Source organism: Microbacterium sp. SORGH_AS_0888 (assembly GCF_030818905.1).
In the GTDB taxonomy this organism is placed as follows: Bacteria; Actinomycetota; Actinomycetes; order Actinomycetales; family Microbacteriaceae; genus Microbacterium.
In genome coordinates this window covers 3,198,291-3,214,018 of the sequence record NZ_JAUTAZ010000001.1, presented here as the reverse complement: position 1 = coordinate 3,214,018, position 15,728 = coordinate 3,198,291, and the positions used below count along the sequence as shown (strand labels likewise).

Below are 15,728 nucleotides of genomic sequence, written 5' to 3'. Positions count from 1 at the left end.
ACGGACGCGGGGTGGACCGGACGTCAGCCGGCCAGAGCGGTCACCGTGAGGGTCGCGCGGTAGCTGCCCTTCGCGGTGTCGATCGGCAGCTTCAGGTCGAGGTCGGCGCCCAGCTGGGCCTGACCGCGCTCGTGGCCCTGCGCGGCGGAGCCGAGCACACGGCTGACCGAGAGGCCCTTGCCGCCGTCGAAGCCCGAGGCGATCGCGCTGCCCGCGACGGCGCCCGCTCCCGCGGCGGCGACCTTCGGGGACCAGCCCAGGAAGCTGCCCGAGAACGTCTTGGTCCCGTCCGTGAAGTCGCCCAGCACACCGCTGAGCGACCACGGCGCGAGCGACGACCGGGTGTCGGAGACGCTGATGGGGTTGATCGAGCCGGTCGCCTGGAAGAAGTTCGACTGCTCCTGCGCCGTCCCCATGTCGACGAGGCCGTTGTGTCCGTCGATCGTCCAGCCGAACTCGCCCGGGGCGGCCGTCGGCACGTCGACCTGGATGTCCTGACCCGCACCGTGGTACGGGTGGATCGTGACGGAGTCGATCAGCGATCCGACCCCGCCGCCGGGAGCCGTGTAGCCGGCGCCGTCCGCGCCGCAGCTCACCCGACCGGCTTCCACGGCACCGTTGGGCGCGTCGCAGGTTCCGGAGCGGACGCCTTCGACGACGAGCTTGTCGGCCTTGACCTGGACCTTGACGTAGCTGCGCACGTGCTCCTGGTTCTCGACCGAGTCGTACCAGTAGTTGCCGGGGTTGAGCGGGTCGGCACCGTTTCCGGCGCCGCTCGTGCCGGACGAGTCGGGCTGGGTGATGTCGTAGTACTTCGACCCCGACGAGGAGTTGGCGGTCATGTAGATCACGCCGCCCTCGCCGACGAACACGTCGTTCTGGCCGGGCTGCTCGTTCGGGTTGGCCTTCACGCCGTCCTTGATCTCGTAGCTGCGGGTGTACACGTGGTCGTGGCCCTGGAGCACGAGGTCGACGCCGAGCTGGGAGAACGTGGCCGGGAAGTCCGTGCGACGGACCTTGTTGTCGGCGTCCTTCGCGTGGTCGGCCGCGGAGTAGATCGAGTGGTGGTAGACGAGGACCTTGTACTTGGCCTCGGAGCCGTGCGCGTTGATGACGTCGGTCACGTACTTCACGTGCGCCGCGTCGCCGCCGCCGGACGTCGAGTCGTAGCTGTTGCTGTTCAGGTCGATGAACAGCACGTCCTTGTAGATGTACCAGTAGTCGCCGCCCGACGTGGTCGACTTCTTGGTGGCGTCCTTGTAGTACGCCGCCGAGTAGTCGGTGTTCGGCGTGTAGAAGTGCTGCTCGTAGGCCTTGCCGCCCACGTCGTGGTTGCCGATCGTGGCCGCCCACGGGTACTGGCGGAGCTGGTCGGGCGCGAGGAACGCATCCCACTGGGACTCCGTGTTCGCGGTCTCCACCTGGTCGCCGCCCGACACGAGAAGCTCCGCGTTCGGGTTCGCGGTCAACGCGACGTTGAGGGTGTCGGCCCAGCCGGCGCCGTCCTTGGTCGTGTTGCCCGAGGAGCCGATCTGCGGGTCGCCGAAGAACAGGAAGTCGAAGTCGCCCTCGAAGGACTGCGTCTTGAACGAGTAGGTCTGCGACCAGTTGCCGTCGGAGCCGACGCGGTAGGAATACTGCGTGTTCTCGTTCAGGCCGGTGAGCACCGCGTGGCGGTTGTAGCCGGTGGTCGAGACGTTCGCCGCGCCGGTGGCCGAGAAGGTCGTGACGGATGCGACGAAGTCACCGCCGACGAGAGCCTGGGTGGGGGCGAGCTGCACGACCTGGGCGCTGTCGGCCGTGGTGTACCAGCTGACGACGCGCTGGCTCTCGTCGGCGCCGACGCCGAGGACGAGACCCGTGTAGGACGCGGGGGTGTCGGCGGAGGCGGCGGCCGGCACGATGATCGCGCCGCCGAGGACGAGAGCGGCCGTCACGGCTGCGGCGGAGAGCCACGTCGCCGCGCGGCGGGTCCGCCGTGGGGGTACTGCGAGAAGCATGAGTCTTCCGTTCTGTGGGGAAGTGGAGGGTGTCGGGACGCACGAACGCGCGACCCGATGCCCAAGGCTCGACCCCGGACCTTTCCTGGGAGTGAATTCTGTTCGACCTATGGACCCGCTCGGAAGCGAACAGTCGGCGACGGGATCGTGGACGGCACGTGACGCGCTCCGTGAACGCACGGCGCAGATCCGGCGAACACTTCGGGAACGCGGCGTCCGGGGCCCGCGTGCGATCGCGGCGTCCCGCATGCTGAAGGAAGCCCAACCCGCAAGGATCTGCCGTGCCCCATCGCACCGTCGTCGCGACGAGCCTCGTCGCGACCCTGCTTCTGGTCTGTCTCACCGGCTGCGCCGGCTCCGACTGGAGCATCCCGCATCCGGCCACGACGGCCGTCGGCACACCGTCGGCGGGCTTCGCGCCCGCGATCGCCCCCACTCCCGAGGCGACCGTGATGCCCGCGGACGGCTCGTGGCGCGGTGTCCGTCCGTCCCCCGGATACCGCGTCGCCCTGCTGGTCGGGGATGACTCGAGCACCACGACCGCTCTCGTCGCCGCGGTCACCGCATGGGCGTCCGAGACGAACGCGGATCTGCGCACGGTCTCCGGCGCCGAGGACCCGGTCGCGGGGATCGTGGCCGCGATGGAGCTGCACCCCGAGCTGGTCGTCAGCGTGGGCGACCCGCTCATCGATCCGCTCGCGACGGTCAGCGCGAATCACCTCGACGTGCCGTTCCTCGTGCTCGGCGCCGAGCTCGCGGAGCCGACCGCCAACGTGACGGCCGTCGACTGGACGGGAGCCGGCTACCGGGGCGAGGGCCTCGGTACCGCGACCCACTTCAGCGAGGCCTCCTTCACCGCCGAGCGGTGCGGCGACGCCATCCGGGCGGGCGTGGCCGCCGTCCTCACCGGGATGACGGGTGTGGTGCTCTGGCTCCCCTGAGCCCGCGGATCACGCGGATGCGGTGAGCACGCCGCCCGCGTGGGCGATCTCGGCGAGCGCGCGGTCGCTGGACCCGGGGTGCACGCCGGCGACGAGATCCGTGAACACCCGCACGTGACGACCGGCCGCGAGGGCATCGAGCGCGGAAGCGCGCACGCAGTAGTCGGTGGCGATGCCGGCGACGTCGATCTCGAGGATCCCGTGCTCCTCGAGCAGCTGGACGGCCGTGCGCCCGTCGTCGGTGCGCCCCTCGAACAGCGAGTACGCGGGCTTGCCCTGCCCCTTCTTGAGGTGGTGCGTCACCGCGGCGGTGTCGAACCCGTCGTCGTACTCGGCGCCGAAGGTTCCGCCGACGCAGTGCACGGGCCACGTGTCGACGAAGTCCGGCGTCTCGGAGAAATGACCGCCGTTGTCGTCGTCGCCGTCGTGCCAGTCGCGCGAGGCCACGACGATCGCATAGTCACCGGCGTGCGCTGCCAGGAAGGCGGAGATGCCGCGGGCCACCGCATCCCCTCCTTCCACGCCGAGGGCCCCGTGCTCGGTGAAGTCGTTCTGGACGTCGACGAGGAACAGTGCCTTGCTCATGGCTCGAGCGTACGCTCCCGCCGCGACAGCTTCGAGGGCCACCAGATGCGCCGGCCCAGATCGTAGGCGAGCGCCGGCACGAGGAGCGAGCGCACGACGAAGGTGTCCAGCAGAACGCCGAACGCCACGATGACGGCGAGCTGCGCGAGGAACAGGATCGGGATCACGCCCAGTGCCGCGAAGGTCGCCGCCAGCACGAGACCCGCTGAGGTGATCACTCCCCCGGTCGCGACGAGCCCGCGCAGGATGCCGCGTCGCGTGCCGTGCGACAGCGACTCCTCCCGCACGCGGGTCATGAGGAAGATGTTGTAGTCGATCCCGAGCGCGACGAGGAAGACGAAGCCGTAGAGCGGCACGGCGGGATCCGCGCCCGGGAATCCCAGCACATGGGTGAAGACCAGCGCGCTGACTCCGAGGGCGGCCGCGAACGACACGATGACGCTGAGGATCAGCAGCACCGGCGCGAGGATCGACCGCAGCAGCAGCATGAGGATCACGAGGATGACCGCGAGCACGATCGGGATGATCAGGGTCCGGTCCCGGATCGAGGTGTCGTTGGTGTCGACATCCGTCGCGGTGACGCCCCCGACGAGTGCGGTGCCCTCGCCGAGGGCATCGGTGAGCTGTGCACGCAGGGCCTTGACCGTGTCGGCCGCGGCCGCCGAGTCGGCCTCGGCGGCGAGGGTGGCGATCAGCAGGACGTCGCCGTCGGACACCGTGGCGGCGGGCGCCGGCTGTCCGGGGATGGCGCTGGTCAGCACCGCCCGACCGCCCTCGACCGTGACGGTCGCCTGCCCGCTGGGCGCGTCCTGGGCCGAGACGGCGACGTCGTCGATGCCCGCGTCGGCGGCGAGCACGGTGGCGGCCTGCGCGAGCCGGTCCTGCGGCACGATGACGTAGACGGGGCTGCCCGAGCCGCCGGGGAAGTGCTCGGCGAGGGCGTTCTGCCCGTCGCGCGCGTCCGATGCGCCGAGCACCAGGTCGCTCGCAGGCACCCCGTCCGCCTTCAGCTGCAGGACCCCGGCCGCGGCGATCAGCAGGACGATCGTGCTGACGATCCAGATCGGGCGGGCCCTGCGCGCCACGAGCCGCGCCTGCCGCGGCCACAGGCCGCGCACCCGCTGCGTCAGGTCGTCGGGGATGTCGGCGACCCCGGTGCGCGGGATGAACGGCCAGAACGCGACCCGGCCGAACAGCGCGAGGAGCGCGGGGAGGAAGGTGAGGGCCGACAGCACCGCGAACGCGATCCCGATGGAGGCGATGGGCCCGAGCGCACGATTGGTCGCGAGATCCGACAGCAGCAGGCACAGCAGACCCGCGATGACGGTTCCTCCGGACGCGAGGATCGGCTCGACGGCGCCCCGCCACGCGGCGACCGTCGCCGTCCATCGTCCGGCGCCGCCGCCGATCGCCTCCCGGAACCGTGCGACGTAGAGGAGTGCGTAGTCGGTGGCGGCACCGATCACGAGGATGAACAGGATCCCCTGCACCTGGCCGTTGAGCACCAGTACCCCGGCTTTCGCGAGCCACCAGACCGTCAGCAGGGCCACGCACAGGGCGAACGTGGCTGTCACGAGCACGAGGATCGGCAGCAGGGGCGAGCGGTACACGACCACGAGGATGACGAAGACGGCGCCGAGGGCGACGAGCAGCAGCAGCCCGTCGATCCCGAGGAAGCCCGCGACGAGGTCCGCGCTGAAGCCCGCCGGTCCGGTGACCCAGCCCTGGAGCCCAGCGGGCAGGTCGTCGGCCAGCACCTGCCGCAGCTGTGCCACGGACGTGGAGATCTCGGCATCCGCGTCGAGGGGGACGAAGATCTGCGCCGCCCGCCCGTCGTCCGAGATCACGGCGGGTGACACGTCGCCCGCGACCCCCTCGACCGCGGCGAGGTCTGCCGCGACCGCGGCGAGCTCCGCGCGCTGCGCGTCCGTGAGCGCCGTGTCCCCCACGACCACGACGATCGCGGGAATCGTGTCGCCGCCCGTGAAGGCGGCGAGACGCTCGCTGACCTTCGTCGCATCCGCGCTGGAAGGGAGGTAGCTGGACTGATCGTTGGTGGACACCTCGTCGACCTTGCCGAAGTACGGTCCGCCGATCGAGCCGCCGACGAGCCAGACGAGCACGAGGAGGACGGGGATGCCGATCCGGATCCACCTGGTCGTCGTGTCGATCGTGGGGCGGCGTCGAGAGCTCATATAGCTAGCTTATCTAGCTATATGAGCTCTCCGCCACCTTCTCCTCCCGGCGGCCGCGCACCATCGCGCGACGTGTCCACGAGCGTGACACGCGCGCCGTCGACGCGCGGCGCATCCGCGACGCCGTGCGTCAGCAGATCGGACCGCGCGGCGGCACCGGAGAGACCGCACGAGAGTCCGGGATGAAGAGTGGAGCCACCTAAGGGAATCGAACCCTTGACCTATTCATTACGAGTGAATCGCTCTGCCGTCTGAGCTAAGGTGGCGCGTCGCTTGCGCGATGCACGATCACCGATCTTACATGGCCGCCGGGGCCGCCGCGAACCGACGGCGACGCCGGTCGTCCCCCGTCACGACCGCGCGCGGAAGAAGTCGTATCGGTGACGGTAGTGCGTGTCCGTGAGATAGTGGTCCGCGCCCAGCACCGGGAGCTCGGCATGGTCGAACCGGGCCGCCAGCATCTCCTCCAGTCCCTCGACGCGATGGCCCGGCACATCGTTCCAGCCGACGACGAGCCACCCGCCCGGACGCAGCACTGCGGCGCACGCGTCGAGACCGAGCGCAACCTGCTCGGGGCGGTTCAGCCCCCAGCCGATGACGCCGTTGCACAGGACGAGGTCGAAGGTGTCGTGCGCGAAGACATCCGTGAGCTTCGTCGCCGAGAGCGTGTGGTGGTGCGCGCGACGGTGCTCCGCCTCCGCGGGGTCGACATCGACGCTCCAGTAGTCGATGCCGCGGAACAGCCGCGGATAGTTGCGGGTGTACCAGGCGACGCCGATGTCGAGGACATGATCGACCTCACCGGCGGCCAGGACACCCGGGATGATGACGTCCTCGAGAACGACGCGATCGGGCGTGGCGAGTCGCCACCGCCCGTTCTTCCACCGCATCTTGGCGAGGAGCCGCACCTTTCGCGGAACCAGACTCTTCCAACTGCGTAAGGGCATACCACGTCACCATCGTCGTCTGCGTACGGGGAGTCTTCACCCTATCAACGCACCGCGGCGACGGGCGCCCGCTCACTCGCAGCGCAGGTCGCCGTTCGGGGGCGTCCCGTCGCGGAAGTAGGTCTCCACGGCGTCGTCGACGCAGGAGTTTCCCTTGTTGAACCCGGTGTGTCCCTCGCCGACGCGGGTGATCAGCACCCCCGACGACAGCTGGTGCGCGAGCGACACCGCCCAGTCGTACGGCGTCGCCGGGTCGCCCGTCGTGCCGATCACGACGATCGGCGCGGCTCCCGGTGCGGAGACGGGCTCCGCCGTGCCCGTGGCGGGCACGGGCCAGAAGCTGCAGGGATCGAGCTCGGGATGTGCGACGGTGTCGGAACCCCAGTAGGGGGCGACCGTCGGAGCCTTCTCCCGGAGGGTGCGGTTGGCCGCATCCACGTCCGCCGCCGTCGAGGTGCGCGCGTAGTCCATGCAGTTGTATGCCGTGAACGCCTCGGTCGAGTTGTCGCTGTAGGTGCCGTTCGACCGGTTGTAGTAGAAGTCGGCGAGCTGGAACGCCGTCGCGGGGTTGCCCGCGTCGACGTTCGTCAGCGCCGTCGTGAGGTAGCTCCAGCTGCTCTGCGAGTACAACGCGGCGACGATCGCCGTCAGCAGCGTGTCGGCGCCGAGCATGCGCCCGTCGGAGTTGGCGAGCGGCGACTGGTCGACCCGCGCCAGCATCGTGCCGAGATCGGCCATGCCGTCATCGACCGTGCCCGTGAAAGGACAGTCGGTGCCGGCGAGGCAGCTGGCCATGTAGGCGCGCATCGAGCTCTCGAAGCCGATCGCCTGCGCGGTCGAGACGCCGAGCTCTCCGATCGAGGGGTCCATCGCCCCGTCGAGGACGAGCCGACCCACCCGCGCCGGGAACAGCTCCGCGTAGATGGCGCCGAGCTTCGTGCCGTAGGAATAGCCGAGGTAGGTCAGCTTCTCGTCGCCGAGAACACCCCGGATCAGGTCCATGTCGCGGGCGGACTGCTCGGTCGAGATGTAGGGCAGGATGCCGCCGGAATGGGCCTCGCACGCCTGGGCGAAGGACGCGTTGCCGGCGCCGACCGCCGCGTTCCACTCGTCGGATCCGCGCGTGCCCGGTGGGATGTCGAACAGGTGCGCGTCCATCCCCGCCGCGTCCAGGCACGTCACCGCCGTGGAGGCGCCGACCCCGCGGGGGTCGAACGCGACCACGTCGTAGGTCTTCGGCAGCTCGCTGCCGACCGCCGTGGACAGCGAGTCGCGCAGGAACGAGACGGCGCTCGCGCCCGGGCCGCCGGGGTTCACGAGGAGCGAGCCCTGCGGGTGGCCGTCGAGCGCCGTCTGGCGGATGACGGCGAGCTCGATCCTGCCCGCCGACGGAGCGTGCCAGTCCAGCGGCGCGGTCACCTTCGCGCACTGGAAGCTGCCGCATGCGCTCCACTGCACGGTCTGCGTGTAGTACGGCAGCACGTCGGCGGAGAGGCCGTCGGTCGGTGCGGGCGAGGAGGTCGTGCGCTCATCGGGGATCGGCGAGAACAGGCAGCCGCTGAGGGTCACGGATGCCGCGGCGAGGCCTGCGACCACCGCCAGCAGACGAGGGAGACGACGGGTCATGGAGTACTCCCGGAGGCGACGGTGATCAGAAGGCTTTCGACCGCGAGGAGCGGCGCGACGTTGCGCTCGAGGTTGCGGCGGGTGAGCGCGAGCTGGTCGAGGACCGCGATCGTGCGGGTCGGCGGCCACGTCTCGGCGAGGGCGGTCAGCTCGGCGGACAGCTCGGAGTTGATGAGACCCTCCGAACGCCCGAACTGCAGCATGACGACATCGCGGAACAGCGATTGGAGGTCGGTGAGCACGCGATCGATGCCGTCGCGGAGGCTGCGCGTCGCGCGACGCTTCTGCTCGTCGGCGAGCGCCGTGAGCTGCGAACGCACGGCAGGGGGCACGGCGGCGCCCTCGGGCACCCCGACCGTGCGCAGCAGGTCGGCGCGCTCGGCCTCGTCGCGCTCGGCGGTCAGCGCCTTCGCGTCCTCGGTCGCCGCCTGCACGATGGTGCTGGCGACCTCGACCGCGCCGCCCACGCCCCGCACCGTCAGCACAGCACGCAGCGTCGCCTCTCGCCGCGCTCGCGCGTCGGGGTCTGTGGCCAGCCGCCGCGCCATGCCGATGTGCCGCTGTGCGTGCCGGGCGGACTGCTCGGCGGTCGCCGCGTCCGCGCCGGTGCGCAGCGACACGAGCCGCGCGACGTCCTCGACCTCGGGCTCGCGCAGGCGGACGGTGCGCACGCGCGAGCGGATGGTCGGCAGCAGATCGGCGTCGCTCGGGGCGCACAGGATCCAGACGGTGCGCTCCGGCGGCTCCTCGAGTGCCTTGAGCAGGACATTGGAGGTGCGCTCCGCCATCCGATCGGCGTCTTCGACGACGATCACGCGGTGGCGCCCGACGGACGGCGAGAAGTAGGCGCGCTCGACGAGCTGCCGCGCCTCCTCGATGCGGATCACCACCTGTTCGGTCCGCAGCGCGGGTGAGGTCGGGATGGGTGCGGGCGATCACCTGACGCATGGCCGCCTCGTCCCCCGGCTCGGCGATGAGCGCCGCGGCGAAGGCATAGGCGAGCGTCGAGCGTCCGGATCCGGGCGGACCCGTGATGAGCCAGGCGTGGCTCGAAGCCGCGTCGTCGGAGGCCGCAGCCTGCAGCATCCGGACGGCGTCGGGCTGACCCCACACCTCTCCCCAGGGCACGTCGAGGGCCACCACGGGTACGGTCATGACGTCCACCCTAACGGGGCGCCCCGACAGCACATCGCGACCATCCCCAGGCGCGGGCGGGCGGGTCCCGGCGTCAGAGGAGCGCCGCGACGCGATCGCGGATGACCGCCGCGATGTCCTCCGGCGCACGGGAGGCGTCGACCACGACGAATCGCCCGGGCTCTGCCGCAGCGAGCCCCAGGAACGCCTCCCGGACCCGCTCGTGGAACGACGCCGCCTCCGCCTCGAGCCGGTCGAACGGCTTGTCGGCGGCGTCGAGCCGGGCACGGGCCAGCGCCGGATCGAGATCCAGGAGGATCGTGAGGTCGGGGAGCGCATCCTCGGTCGCCCACATCGAGAGCCCCCGCACCTCGTCCGCGTCCAGCACGCGGCCCGCGCCCTGGTATGCGACGGAGGAGTCGAGGTAGCGGTCCTGGAGCACGATGTCGCCGCGCTCGAGCGCGGGACGCACGAGCGTCGCGACGTGCTGCGCACGGTCGGCGGCATAGAGGAGCGCCTCCGCGCGGGGGGCGACCTCGCCGCGGTGGTGCAGCACGATGTCGCGGATGAGCACGCCGACCTCGGTGCCGCCGGGCTCTCGCGTGCGCACGACCGTGCGCCCGCGCTCGGTGAGCCACTCGGTCAGCAACGCCGACTGGGTGGTCTTGCCGGAGCCGTCCCCGCCTTCGAGGGTGATCCAGAGACCTGCTGCGGTCACTTCTTCGCCGGCGCCTTGCGGGTGGTCGTCGCCCGCTTGGTCGTGCGCTTGGGTGCGGGGCCCTTGGCGCGCTTGTCGGCGAGCAGCTGCTTGGCCCGCTCGAAGTCGACGTCCTCCACGGTCTCGCCGCGCGGGATCGTGGCGTTGGTCTCACCGTCGGTCACATAGGCGCCGAACCGGCCGTCCTTGATCTTGATCGGCTTGCCGCTGACCGGATCTGCGTCGAACTCCTTCAGAGCCGCAGACGCGCGCCGCGCGCCGTACTTCGGCTGCGCGTAGCGCTCGAGCGCCTCGTCGAGCGTGATGTCGAAGATCTGCTGCTCGGCATCGAGCGACCGCGAGTCGGCGCCCTTCTTCAGGTAGGGGCCGTAGCGACCGTTCTGCGCCGTGATCTCCTCGCCGGTCGCCGGGTCCACACCGACCACACGCGGCAGCTCCAGGAGCTTCAGCGCGGTGTCGAGATCGATCGTGTCGACCGACATGCTCTTGAACAGCGAGGCCGTGCGGGGCTTCGGGGCCGCGGCCGCTTTCCTCGCCGGCTTCTTGGGCGCCTCCGCGACCTCGCCCGTCGCCTCGTCCACCGCATCCGGGTCGACGGGGTCGTTCTCCTGCACGTAGGGGCCGAACCGGCCGTCCTTGACGACGATGAGCTTTCCGTTGGCCGGGTTCTCACCGAGCACCCGATCTCCGGCGACGGGCGCGTCGATCAGCTCCTGCGCCTTGGCGGGCGTGAGCTCGTCCGGGGCGAGGTCGTCGGGCACGTTGACGATGCGCGGCTTCCCCTCGGGGTCGTCCGGGTTCGGCACCTCGAGGTAGGGGCCGTACTTCCCGAAACGGAGGGTGGCGACATCCCCGATGGGGGTGGAGTTGAGCTCGCGCGCGTCGATGTCGCCGAGGTTGTCGACGATGTGGCGCAGCCCCACGTGGCTGTCGGAGCCGAAGTAGAAGTCCCGCAGCCACTCCACGCGCTGCTGCTCGCCCCGCGCGATGGCGTCGAGGTCGTCCTCCAGCGCCGCGGTGAAGTCGTAGTCGACGAGGTCGGAGAAGTGCTCCTCCAGGAGGCGTACGACGCTGAAGGCGAGCCAGCTCGGCACGAGCGCCTGCCCGCGCTTGCTGACGTAGCCGCGGTCGAGGATCACGTCGATGATGCTGGCGAAGGTCGAGGGGCGTCCGATGCCCTTCTCCTCCAGCGCCTTGACCAGGCTCGCCTCGGTGTATCGCGGCTTGGGGCTCGTGGCGTGCCCCTTGGGCTCGACGTCACGCGTGGCGAGCACGTCGCCGACGGCCAACGCGGGCAGCGCCTGGTCGGAGGACTGGTCGGCGTCCGAGCGCTTCTCGTCGCGGCCTTCCTCATAGGCCTCGAGGAAGCCCTTGAAGGTGTAGACGGTGCCGGATGCGGTGAACTCGACCTGCTTGCCCTGCGCCGTCAGCGCAAGGGTCACCGTCGTCGTCTCATACTTCGCGTCCGACATCTGGCTGGCGACCGTGCGCTTCCAGATGAGGTCGTAGAGCCGCTGCTCGTCGCGGTCGAGGGCGCCGGCGACCGAGGCGGGCGTGCGGAAGTGCTCGCCCGAGGGGCGGATGGCCTCGTGCGCCTCCTGCGCGTTCTTGCTCTTGCTCGCGTACACGCGCGGGTTGGCGGGCACGGCCCGGTCGCCGTAGAGCGCCACGGCCTGCTCGCGCGCCGCCTGCACCGCCTGCTTCGACAGCGACGTCGAGTCGGTGCGCATATAGGTGATGTAGCCCTTCTCGTAGAGGCGCTGGGCGACGCTCATGGCGTGCTTGGCGCTCATCGAGAGCTTGCGGCCGGCTTCCTGCTGCATGGTCGAGGTCGTGAACGGCGCCTTCGGGCTGCGCGTCCCGGGCTTGGACTCCAGAGCGGTGACGGACGCCTCCGCCACCGCCGCGACGGCGTCGGCGAGCGCGCGGGCGTCGGCCTCGCTCAAGACGATGACGGCCTTCTTCAGCTGACCGCGATCGTCGAAGTCGGTGCCGCGCGCCAGCGGCGCTCCGTCGATGCGCGCGAGCCTGATGCGGAACGCCTCGTCGCCCTTTGCGGCGTCGGCCTCGATGTCCCAGTAGGACGCCGAGACGAACGCCATGCGCTCGCGCTCCCGGTCGACGACCATGCGCGTCGCCGCGGACTGCACGCGCCCGGCGCTCAGCGCCGAGCCCTCGCGACCGCTGCCGACCTTGCGCCACAGCACGGGCGAGACATCCCACCCGTAGAGACGGTCGAGCACGCGGCGCGTCTCCTGCGCGTCGACGAGGGCGAGGTCGAGCTCACGCGTGTTCTCGGCGGCGGCGCGGATCGCGTCCTTGGTGATCTCGTGGAAGACCATGCGCTTGACGGGCACCTTGGGCTTGAGCACCTCGAGCAGGTGCCACGCGATCGCCTCGCCCTCGCGGTCCTCATCGGTCGCGAGCAGGACCTCGTCGGCATCCTTCAGGGCACGCTTGAGCTCCGCGACGGTCTTGGTCTTGCGGTCGTTGACGACGTAGTACGGGTCGAAGCCGTTGTCGACGTCGATCGAGTACTTGCCGTATGCGGCCTTCTTCTCCGCCGGGATGTCCTTCTTGCTCGCCAGGTCTCGGATGTGCCCGACCGAGCTCAACACCTCGTAGCCGTCTCCGAGATACCCCTGGATAGAGGTCATCTTCGTCGGCGACTCGACGATCACGAGCTTCTTGCCGTGACGGGTGTTCGTCTTCGCGCCCTGTGCCAACGGTGGGTCCTTTCGTCCGATGCACACCATACACACTCGCGAGCCGGGGTCGGCTGGACGCGGTTCAGTCCGCGCGCCCCGGCGGCCCCGCACGCGCGCTCGCCGTGGCGTGGAACCGGAGCACCTCGGCGGCGACGGTCACGGTCGCGACGAGTCCGTCGAGGGTGCAGTCGACGAGCTCCGCGTCGCCCGCTCGTGCAAGCTCCGCCGCCCGCTCGCAGGGCTCCCCGCCGACCGCTCCGGATGCGGCATCCGCTGCCGCGAGGGCTGCCGCATCCGCCGCGGCCGCCACCCGCTGCCCCGCCGCCGCGACCGCGCCGCCGGCCGCGAGCGCCGTCGTCAGCACGAGGCAGGCCGCGACGATGCCCGCGACCGTGACAGTGCCGGCCATCACAGACCTCCTGCGAGGGCGCAGGAGCGCGCCTGCAGCGTCAGCCCCGGGAGCCCCGCGGGAGCGGTGGCCGTGACGCAGACGAGGTCGGCGACCTCCTCTACCGCCATGCCCGCGCCGCTCACGGACGCCTCGACGGCACCGGCCGCCCTCCCCCGGTCGTCGCCGCGGGCGAGCAGCCGGGCGGCATCGGCCGCGGCGTCCTGGAGCCGCACCTGGCGCGCTCCCGCGCCGAGCGCCGCGACACCGAGCGCGATCACGACGACGACCGCCGGAAGGGCGACCGCGAACTCGGCGGTCACCGAGCCGCGATCGCCCCACCGCGGCCTCATGCGACCGTCAAGGCGCGGCGCACGAGGTCTTCCAGGATGCCGCGGACCTCATCGCTGCGCATGATGACGACCAGCAGGCCCGCGAAGGCCACGGCCGCCATCGTCGCGATCGCGTACTCCGCGGTGGCCGCCCCGGTGTCGTCGCCGAAGAGGCGTGCGGCGCGCCGGCGATCCAGCCTCGGCGGCGAGTTTCTGATGGTCATGTGCTCCTCCTTCTTGTCATGGGCACGTCTCGTGTGATGTGGGCACAGGTCGGGGCGTCACGGGGACAGCGAGGTCGAGCCGATGATGCTCAGCAGCATGGGAGCGACGCCGAGCGCGACGAACGCGGGCAGCACGCAGATCCCGAGCGGCAGCAGGAGCTGCGAGGAGAGGGATGCGGCGCGCAGGCGCCCCTCGATCCGCGAGCGATGACGGGCCAGCGAGGCGGATGCGCGCAGCAGCTCGACGGCGGGGACACCGGCCGTGCGCGACAGCGCCAGCAGCTGTTCGGTGTCGTCGTCCGGCGGCGTCCCGTCGAGCAGCTCGCGCGCCCGATCGAGGGAGACGCCGCCGCTCAGCGCGATCGCCAGCAGCTCCGCGGACAGGCCGGGAACCACCCCGTCCGGTTGCGCCCGCCGCACCAGACGGGCGTTCCACAGCGAGGCCGCGACCATGAGCCCCGCCCCCGACAGCGCACAGGCGATGCCGACCGGCGAGGCCACGAGCACGGTCACCGGGTCGAACCCCAGCAGGAACCCGAGCGCAAGGCCCACGAGCGGAAGCCAGCGCAGGAGACGCGAGGTCGCGGCGGGCTCCGCGACGGCGACGCGCACCTCGTCCCGCGACTCGTCCGCCTCCTCGAGCGCCGCCGCCAGCGCGCGCAGGCTGTCGGCCAGGGGCGCGCCGACCGCGTGGGCGATGCGCCACGCCGCGGCCAGCGCGTGCCATCCGGCTCCGCGAGCGGCGATCGCCTCCGGGAGCCGTTCGCCGCCGTCGCCCGCCGCGGCCACGACGGCGGTGGCGTCCGCATCGCCCGCGCGCGCCAGGTATCGCCAGGCGGCCAACGGCTGCAGACCCGACTGCAGCAGGACCGCGAGGCGCATCACGATCTCGGCCCGGGGCCGGGCAGGGGCGGGGCGACGCCGCGCGACCCTCACGACACCCTCTCGATCGCCAGGCGGCCGTCCCGCACGACGGGCCGCCCGACGCCGGCGACGCGGCGTGCGCCGTCGACGGCGCGCACGAGGTGGACCACCGCGCCGAACGCGCTCGTCGCCTGCCGCGCGAGGGCGCGATCGTCGAGCCCGGCCAGCGCGCCGAGGGCCTCGAGCCGAGCGGGCACGTCGTCGAGCCCGTTCGCGTGCAGGGTTCCGGCGCCGCCGTCGTGGCCCGTGTTCAACGCCGTCAGCAGCTCCCGCACCTCCTCGCCCCGGCACTCCCCCACCACGAGGCGGTCGGGGCGCATCCGCAACGACTCGCGCACGAGGCGGGCGAGACCGACCCCGCCCGCGCCCTCGAGGTTGGGCTGCCGCGCCTCGAGCCGCACATGATGCGGGTGGGCGATCCGCAGCTCCGCGACGTCCTCGATCGTGACGATGCGCTCGGTGGCCGGAGCCAGTGAGAGGAGCGCACCGAGCAGTGTCGTCTTGCCGGAGCCGCCGGCGCCCGTGACCAGCACGTTCACGCGGTCGTGGATGAGGGCCTCCAAGCGCGTCCGCATGGCGGCGTCGAACATGCCGCGGCGCTGCAGACCGCCGAGGTCGACGTCGAGCTGCCGCGGCAGGCGGACGGAGATGGTCGTCCCCGCGGCCGAGATCGGCGGGAGGACGGCGTGGACGCGGGCTCTGCCCTCGAGCCGGACGTCGACGCACGGCGCCGCCTCGTCGAGGTGGCGCCCGCCACGGGCGATGAGCGCGACGGCGAGCTCGCGCGCCGCCGACTCCTCGGCATCCCACCCCTCCCAGCGGACGGCGCCGGCTCCGCGGTCGACGAAGACCCCGTCGCCGCCGTTGACGAACACGTCGGTGACCGCCGCATCGGCGATGAGCGGCGCCAGCGGGCCCCACACGGGATGCGGCGCGAAGCCCTCGACCGCGGCGGATGCGCGGGGTCTGGCGACGAACGTGGACGACATGTCCGCCACGCTAGGCA

13 protein-coding genes, 1 tRNA gene and 1 pseudogene are annotated in these 15,728 nt (G+C 71.5%); 1 reads left to right on the top strand and 14 read right to left on the bottom strand.

What is annotated here, in order from left to right:
* Positions 1-23: 23 nt before the first annotated feature.
* Positions 24-2,000 carry a metallophosphoesterase family protein gene (locus QE381_RS15685; protein ID WP_307219650.1) on the bottom strand — a complete coding sequence of 659 codons (1,977 nt, stop codon included), beginning with the start codon at positions 1,998-2,000 and terminating at the stop codon, positions 24-26.
* A 281-nt stretch (positions 2,001-2,281) separates the two neighbouring features.
* Between QE381_RS15685 and QE381_RS15680 the strand changes: the two genes are divergently transcribed.
* A complete protein-coding gene (locus QE381_RS15680) occupies positions 2,282-2,941 on the top strand; it encodes a hypothetical protein (RefSeq protein ID WP_307219648.1) in 660 nt (219 codons plus the stop codon).
* A 9-nt stretch (positions 2,942-2,950) separates the two neighbouring features.
* Here the strand turns inward: QE381_RS15680 and QE381_RS15675 are convergent, their stop codons facing one another.
* The 13 genes and pseudogenes from QE381_RS15675 to QE381_RS15615 all read right to left on the bottom strand — a co-directional run bounded on the left by QE381_RS15675 (position 2,951) and on the right by QE381_RS15615 (position 15,711).
* Positions 2,951-3,526 (bottom strand): isochorismatase family protein, encoded by a 576-nt coding sequence (locus QE381_RS15675; RefSeq protein ID WP_307219646.1) that lies wholly within the window; start codon positions 3,524-3,526, stop codon positions 2,951-2,953.
* The gene (locus tag QE381_RS15670) at positions 3,523-5,721 is read right to left on the bottom strand and encodes an MMPL family transporter (protein ID WP_307219644.1); all 2,199 of its coding nucleotides are present in this window, start codon (positions 5,719-5,721) and stop codon (positions 3,523-3,525) included. Before QE381_RS15670 ends, QE381_RS15675 begins: the two co-directional genes overlap by 4 nt.
* Positions 5,722-5,911: 190 nt before the next feature.
* Positions 5,912-5,987: transfer RNA gene (locus QE381_RS15665), tRNA-Thr, on the bottom strand.
* Between the two features lie 84 nt (positions 5,988-6,071).
* Positions 6,072-6,611, bottom strand: coding sequence for a bifunctional 2-polyprenyl-6-hydroxyphenol methylase/3-demethylubiquinol 3-O-methyltransferase UbiG (locus QE381_RS15660; protein WP_307219643.1), 540 nt, complete (start codon positions 6,609-6,611; stop codon positions 6,072-6,074).
* 129 nt (positions 6,612-6,740) lie between these two features.
* Positions 6,741-8,294: an alpha/beta hydrolase gene (locus tag QE381_RS15655; protein WP_307219641.1), complete on the bottom strand. Its 1,554-nt coding sequence runs from the start codon at positions 8,292-8,294 to the stop codon at positions 6,741-6,743.
* Positions 8,291-9,449 (bottom strand): annotated as a pseudogene (locus QE381_RS15650) (DNA polymerase III subunit delta'). The gene QE381_RS15655 and the pseudogene QE381_RS15650 overlap by 4 nt, the downstream one beginning before the upstream one ends.
* Before the next feature lie 73 nt (positions 9,450-9,522).
* Positions 9,523-10,146: a dTMP kinase gene (gene tmk, locus QE381_RS15645; RefSeq protein ID WP_307219639.1), complete on the bottom strand. Its 624-nt coding sequence runs from the start codon at positions 10,144-10,146 to the stop codon at positions 9,523-9,525.
* Positions 10,143-12,803, bottom strand: a complete 2,661-nt coding sequence (gene topA, locus QE381_RS15640; protein ID WP_373426997.1) for a type I DNA topoisomerase — start codon at positions 12,801-12,803, stop codon at positions 10,143-10,145. The genes tmk and topA overlap by 4 nt, the downstream gene beginning before the upstream one ends.
* Before the next feature lie 133 nt (positions 12,804-12,936).
* On the bottom strand, positions 12,937-13,263 hold the full coding sequence (locus QE381_RS15635; RefSeq protein ID WP_307219636.1) for an Rv3654c family TadE-like protein: 327 nt from the start codon (positions 13,261-13,263) through the stop codon (positions 12,937-12,939).
* Entirely contained in the window at positions 13,263-13,565 is a 303-nt protein-coding gene (locus tag QE381_RS15630) for a TadE family type IV pilus minor pilin (protein ID WP_307219633.1), read from the bottom strand. The genes QE381_RS15635 and QE381_RS15630 overlap by 1 nt, the downstream gene beginning before the upstream one ends.
* 26 nt (positions 13,566-13,591) lie before the next feature.
* Positions 13,592-13,798 carry a DUF4244 domain-containing protein gene (locus QE381_RS15625; protein ID WP_307219631.1) on the bottom strand — a complete coding sequence of 69 codons (207 nt, stop codon included), beginning with the start codon at positions 13,796-13,798 and terminating at the stop codon, positions 13,592-13,594.
* Positions 13,799-13,855: 57 nt separating this feature from the next.
* Positions 13,856-14,734 carry a type II secretion system F family protein gene (locus QE381_RS15620; RefSeq protein WP_307219630.1) on the bottom strand — a complete coding sequence of 293 codons (879 nt, stop codon included), beginning with the start codon at positions 14,732-14,734 and terminating at the stop codon, positions 13,856-13,858.
* Positions 14,731-15,711: a TadA family conjugal transfer-associated ATPase gene (locus QE381_RS15615; protein WP_307219628.1), complete on the bottom strand. Its 981-nt coding sequence runs from the start codon at positions 15,709-15,711 to the stop codon at positions 14,731-14,733. The genes QE381_RS15620 and QE381_RS15615 overlap by 4 nt, the downstream gene beginning before the upstream one ends.
* Between the last annotated feature and the right edge of the window lie 17 nt (positions 15,712-15,728).

What these genes read in the sequence shown, in the direction of transcription:
- QE381_RS15685 (WP_307219650.1), bottom strand. Translation starts at nt 2,000, where the DNA reads ATGCTTCTCGCAGTACCCCCACGGCGGACCCGCCGCGCGGCGACGTGG.
- QE381_RS15675 (WP_307219646.1), bottom strand. Translation starts at nt 3,526, where the DNA reads ATGAGCAAGGCACTGTTCCTCGTCGACGTCCAGAACGACTTCACCGAG.
- QE381_RS15670 (WP_307219644.1), bottom strand. Translation starts at nt 5,721, where the DNA reads ATGAGCTCTCGACGCCGCCCCACGATCGACACGACGACCAGGTGGATC.
- QE381_RS15660 (WP_307219643.1), bottom strand. Translation starts at nt 6,611, where the DNA reads ATGCGGTGGAAGAACGGGCGGTGGCGACTCGCCACGCCCGATCGCGTC.
- QE381_RS15655 (WP_307219641.1), bottom strand. Translation starts at nt 8,294, where the DNA reads ATGACCCGTCGTCTCCCTCGTCTGCTGGCGGTGGTCGCAGGCCTCGCC.
- topA (WP_373426997.1), bottom strand. Translation starts at nt 12,803, where the DNA reads ATGACCTCTATCCAGGGGTATCTCGGAGACGGCTACGAGGTGTTGAGC.
- QE381_RS15635 (WP_307219636.1), bottom strand. Translation starts at nt 13,263, where the DNA reads ATGGCCGGCACTGTCACGGTCGCGGGCATCGTCGCGGCCTGCCTCGTG.
- QE381_RS15625 (WP_307219631.1), bottom strand. Translation starts at nt 13,798, where the DNA reads ATGACCATCAGAAACTCGCCGCCGAGGCTGGATCGCCGGCGCGCCGCA.
- QE381_RS15615 (WP_307219628.1), bottom strand. Translation starts at nt 15,711, where the DNA reads ATGTCGTCCACGTTCGTCGCCAGACCCCGCGCATCCGCCGCGGTCGAG.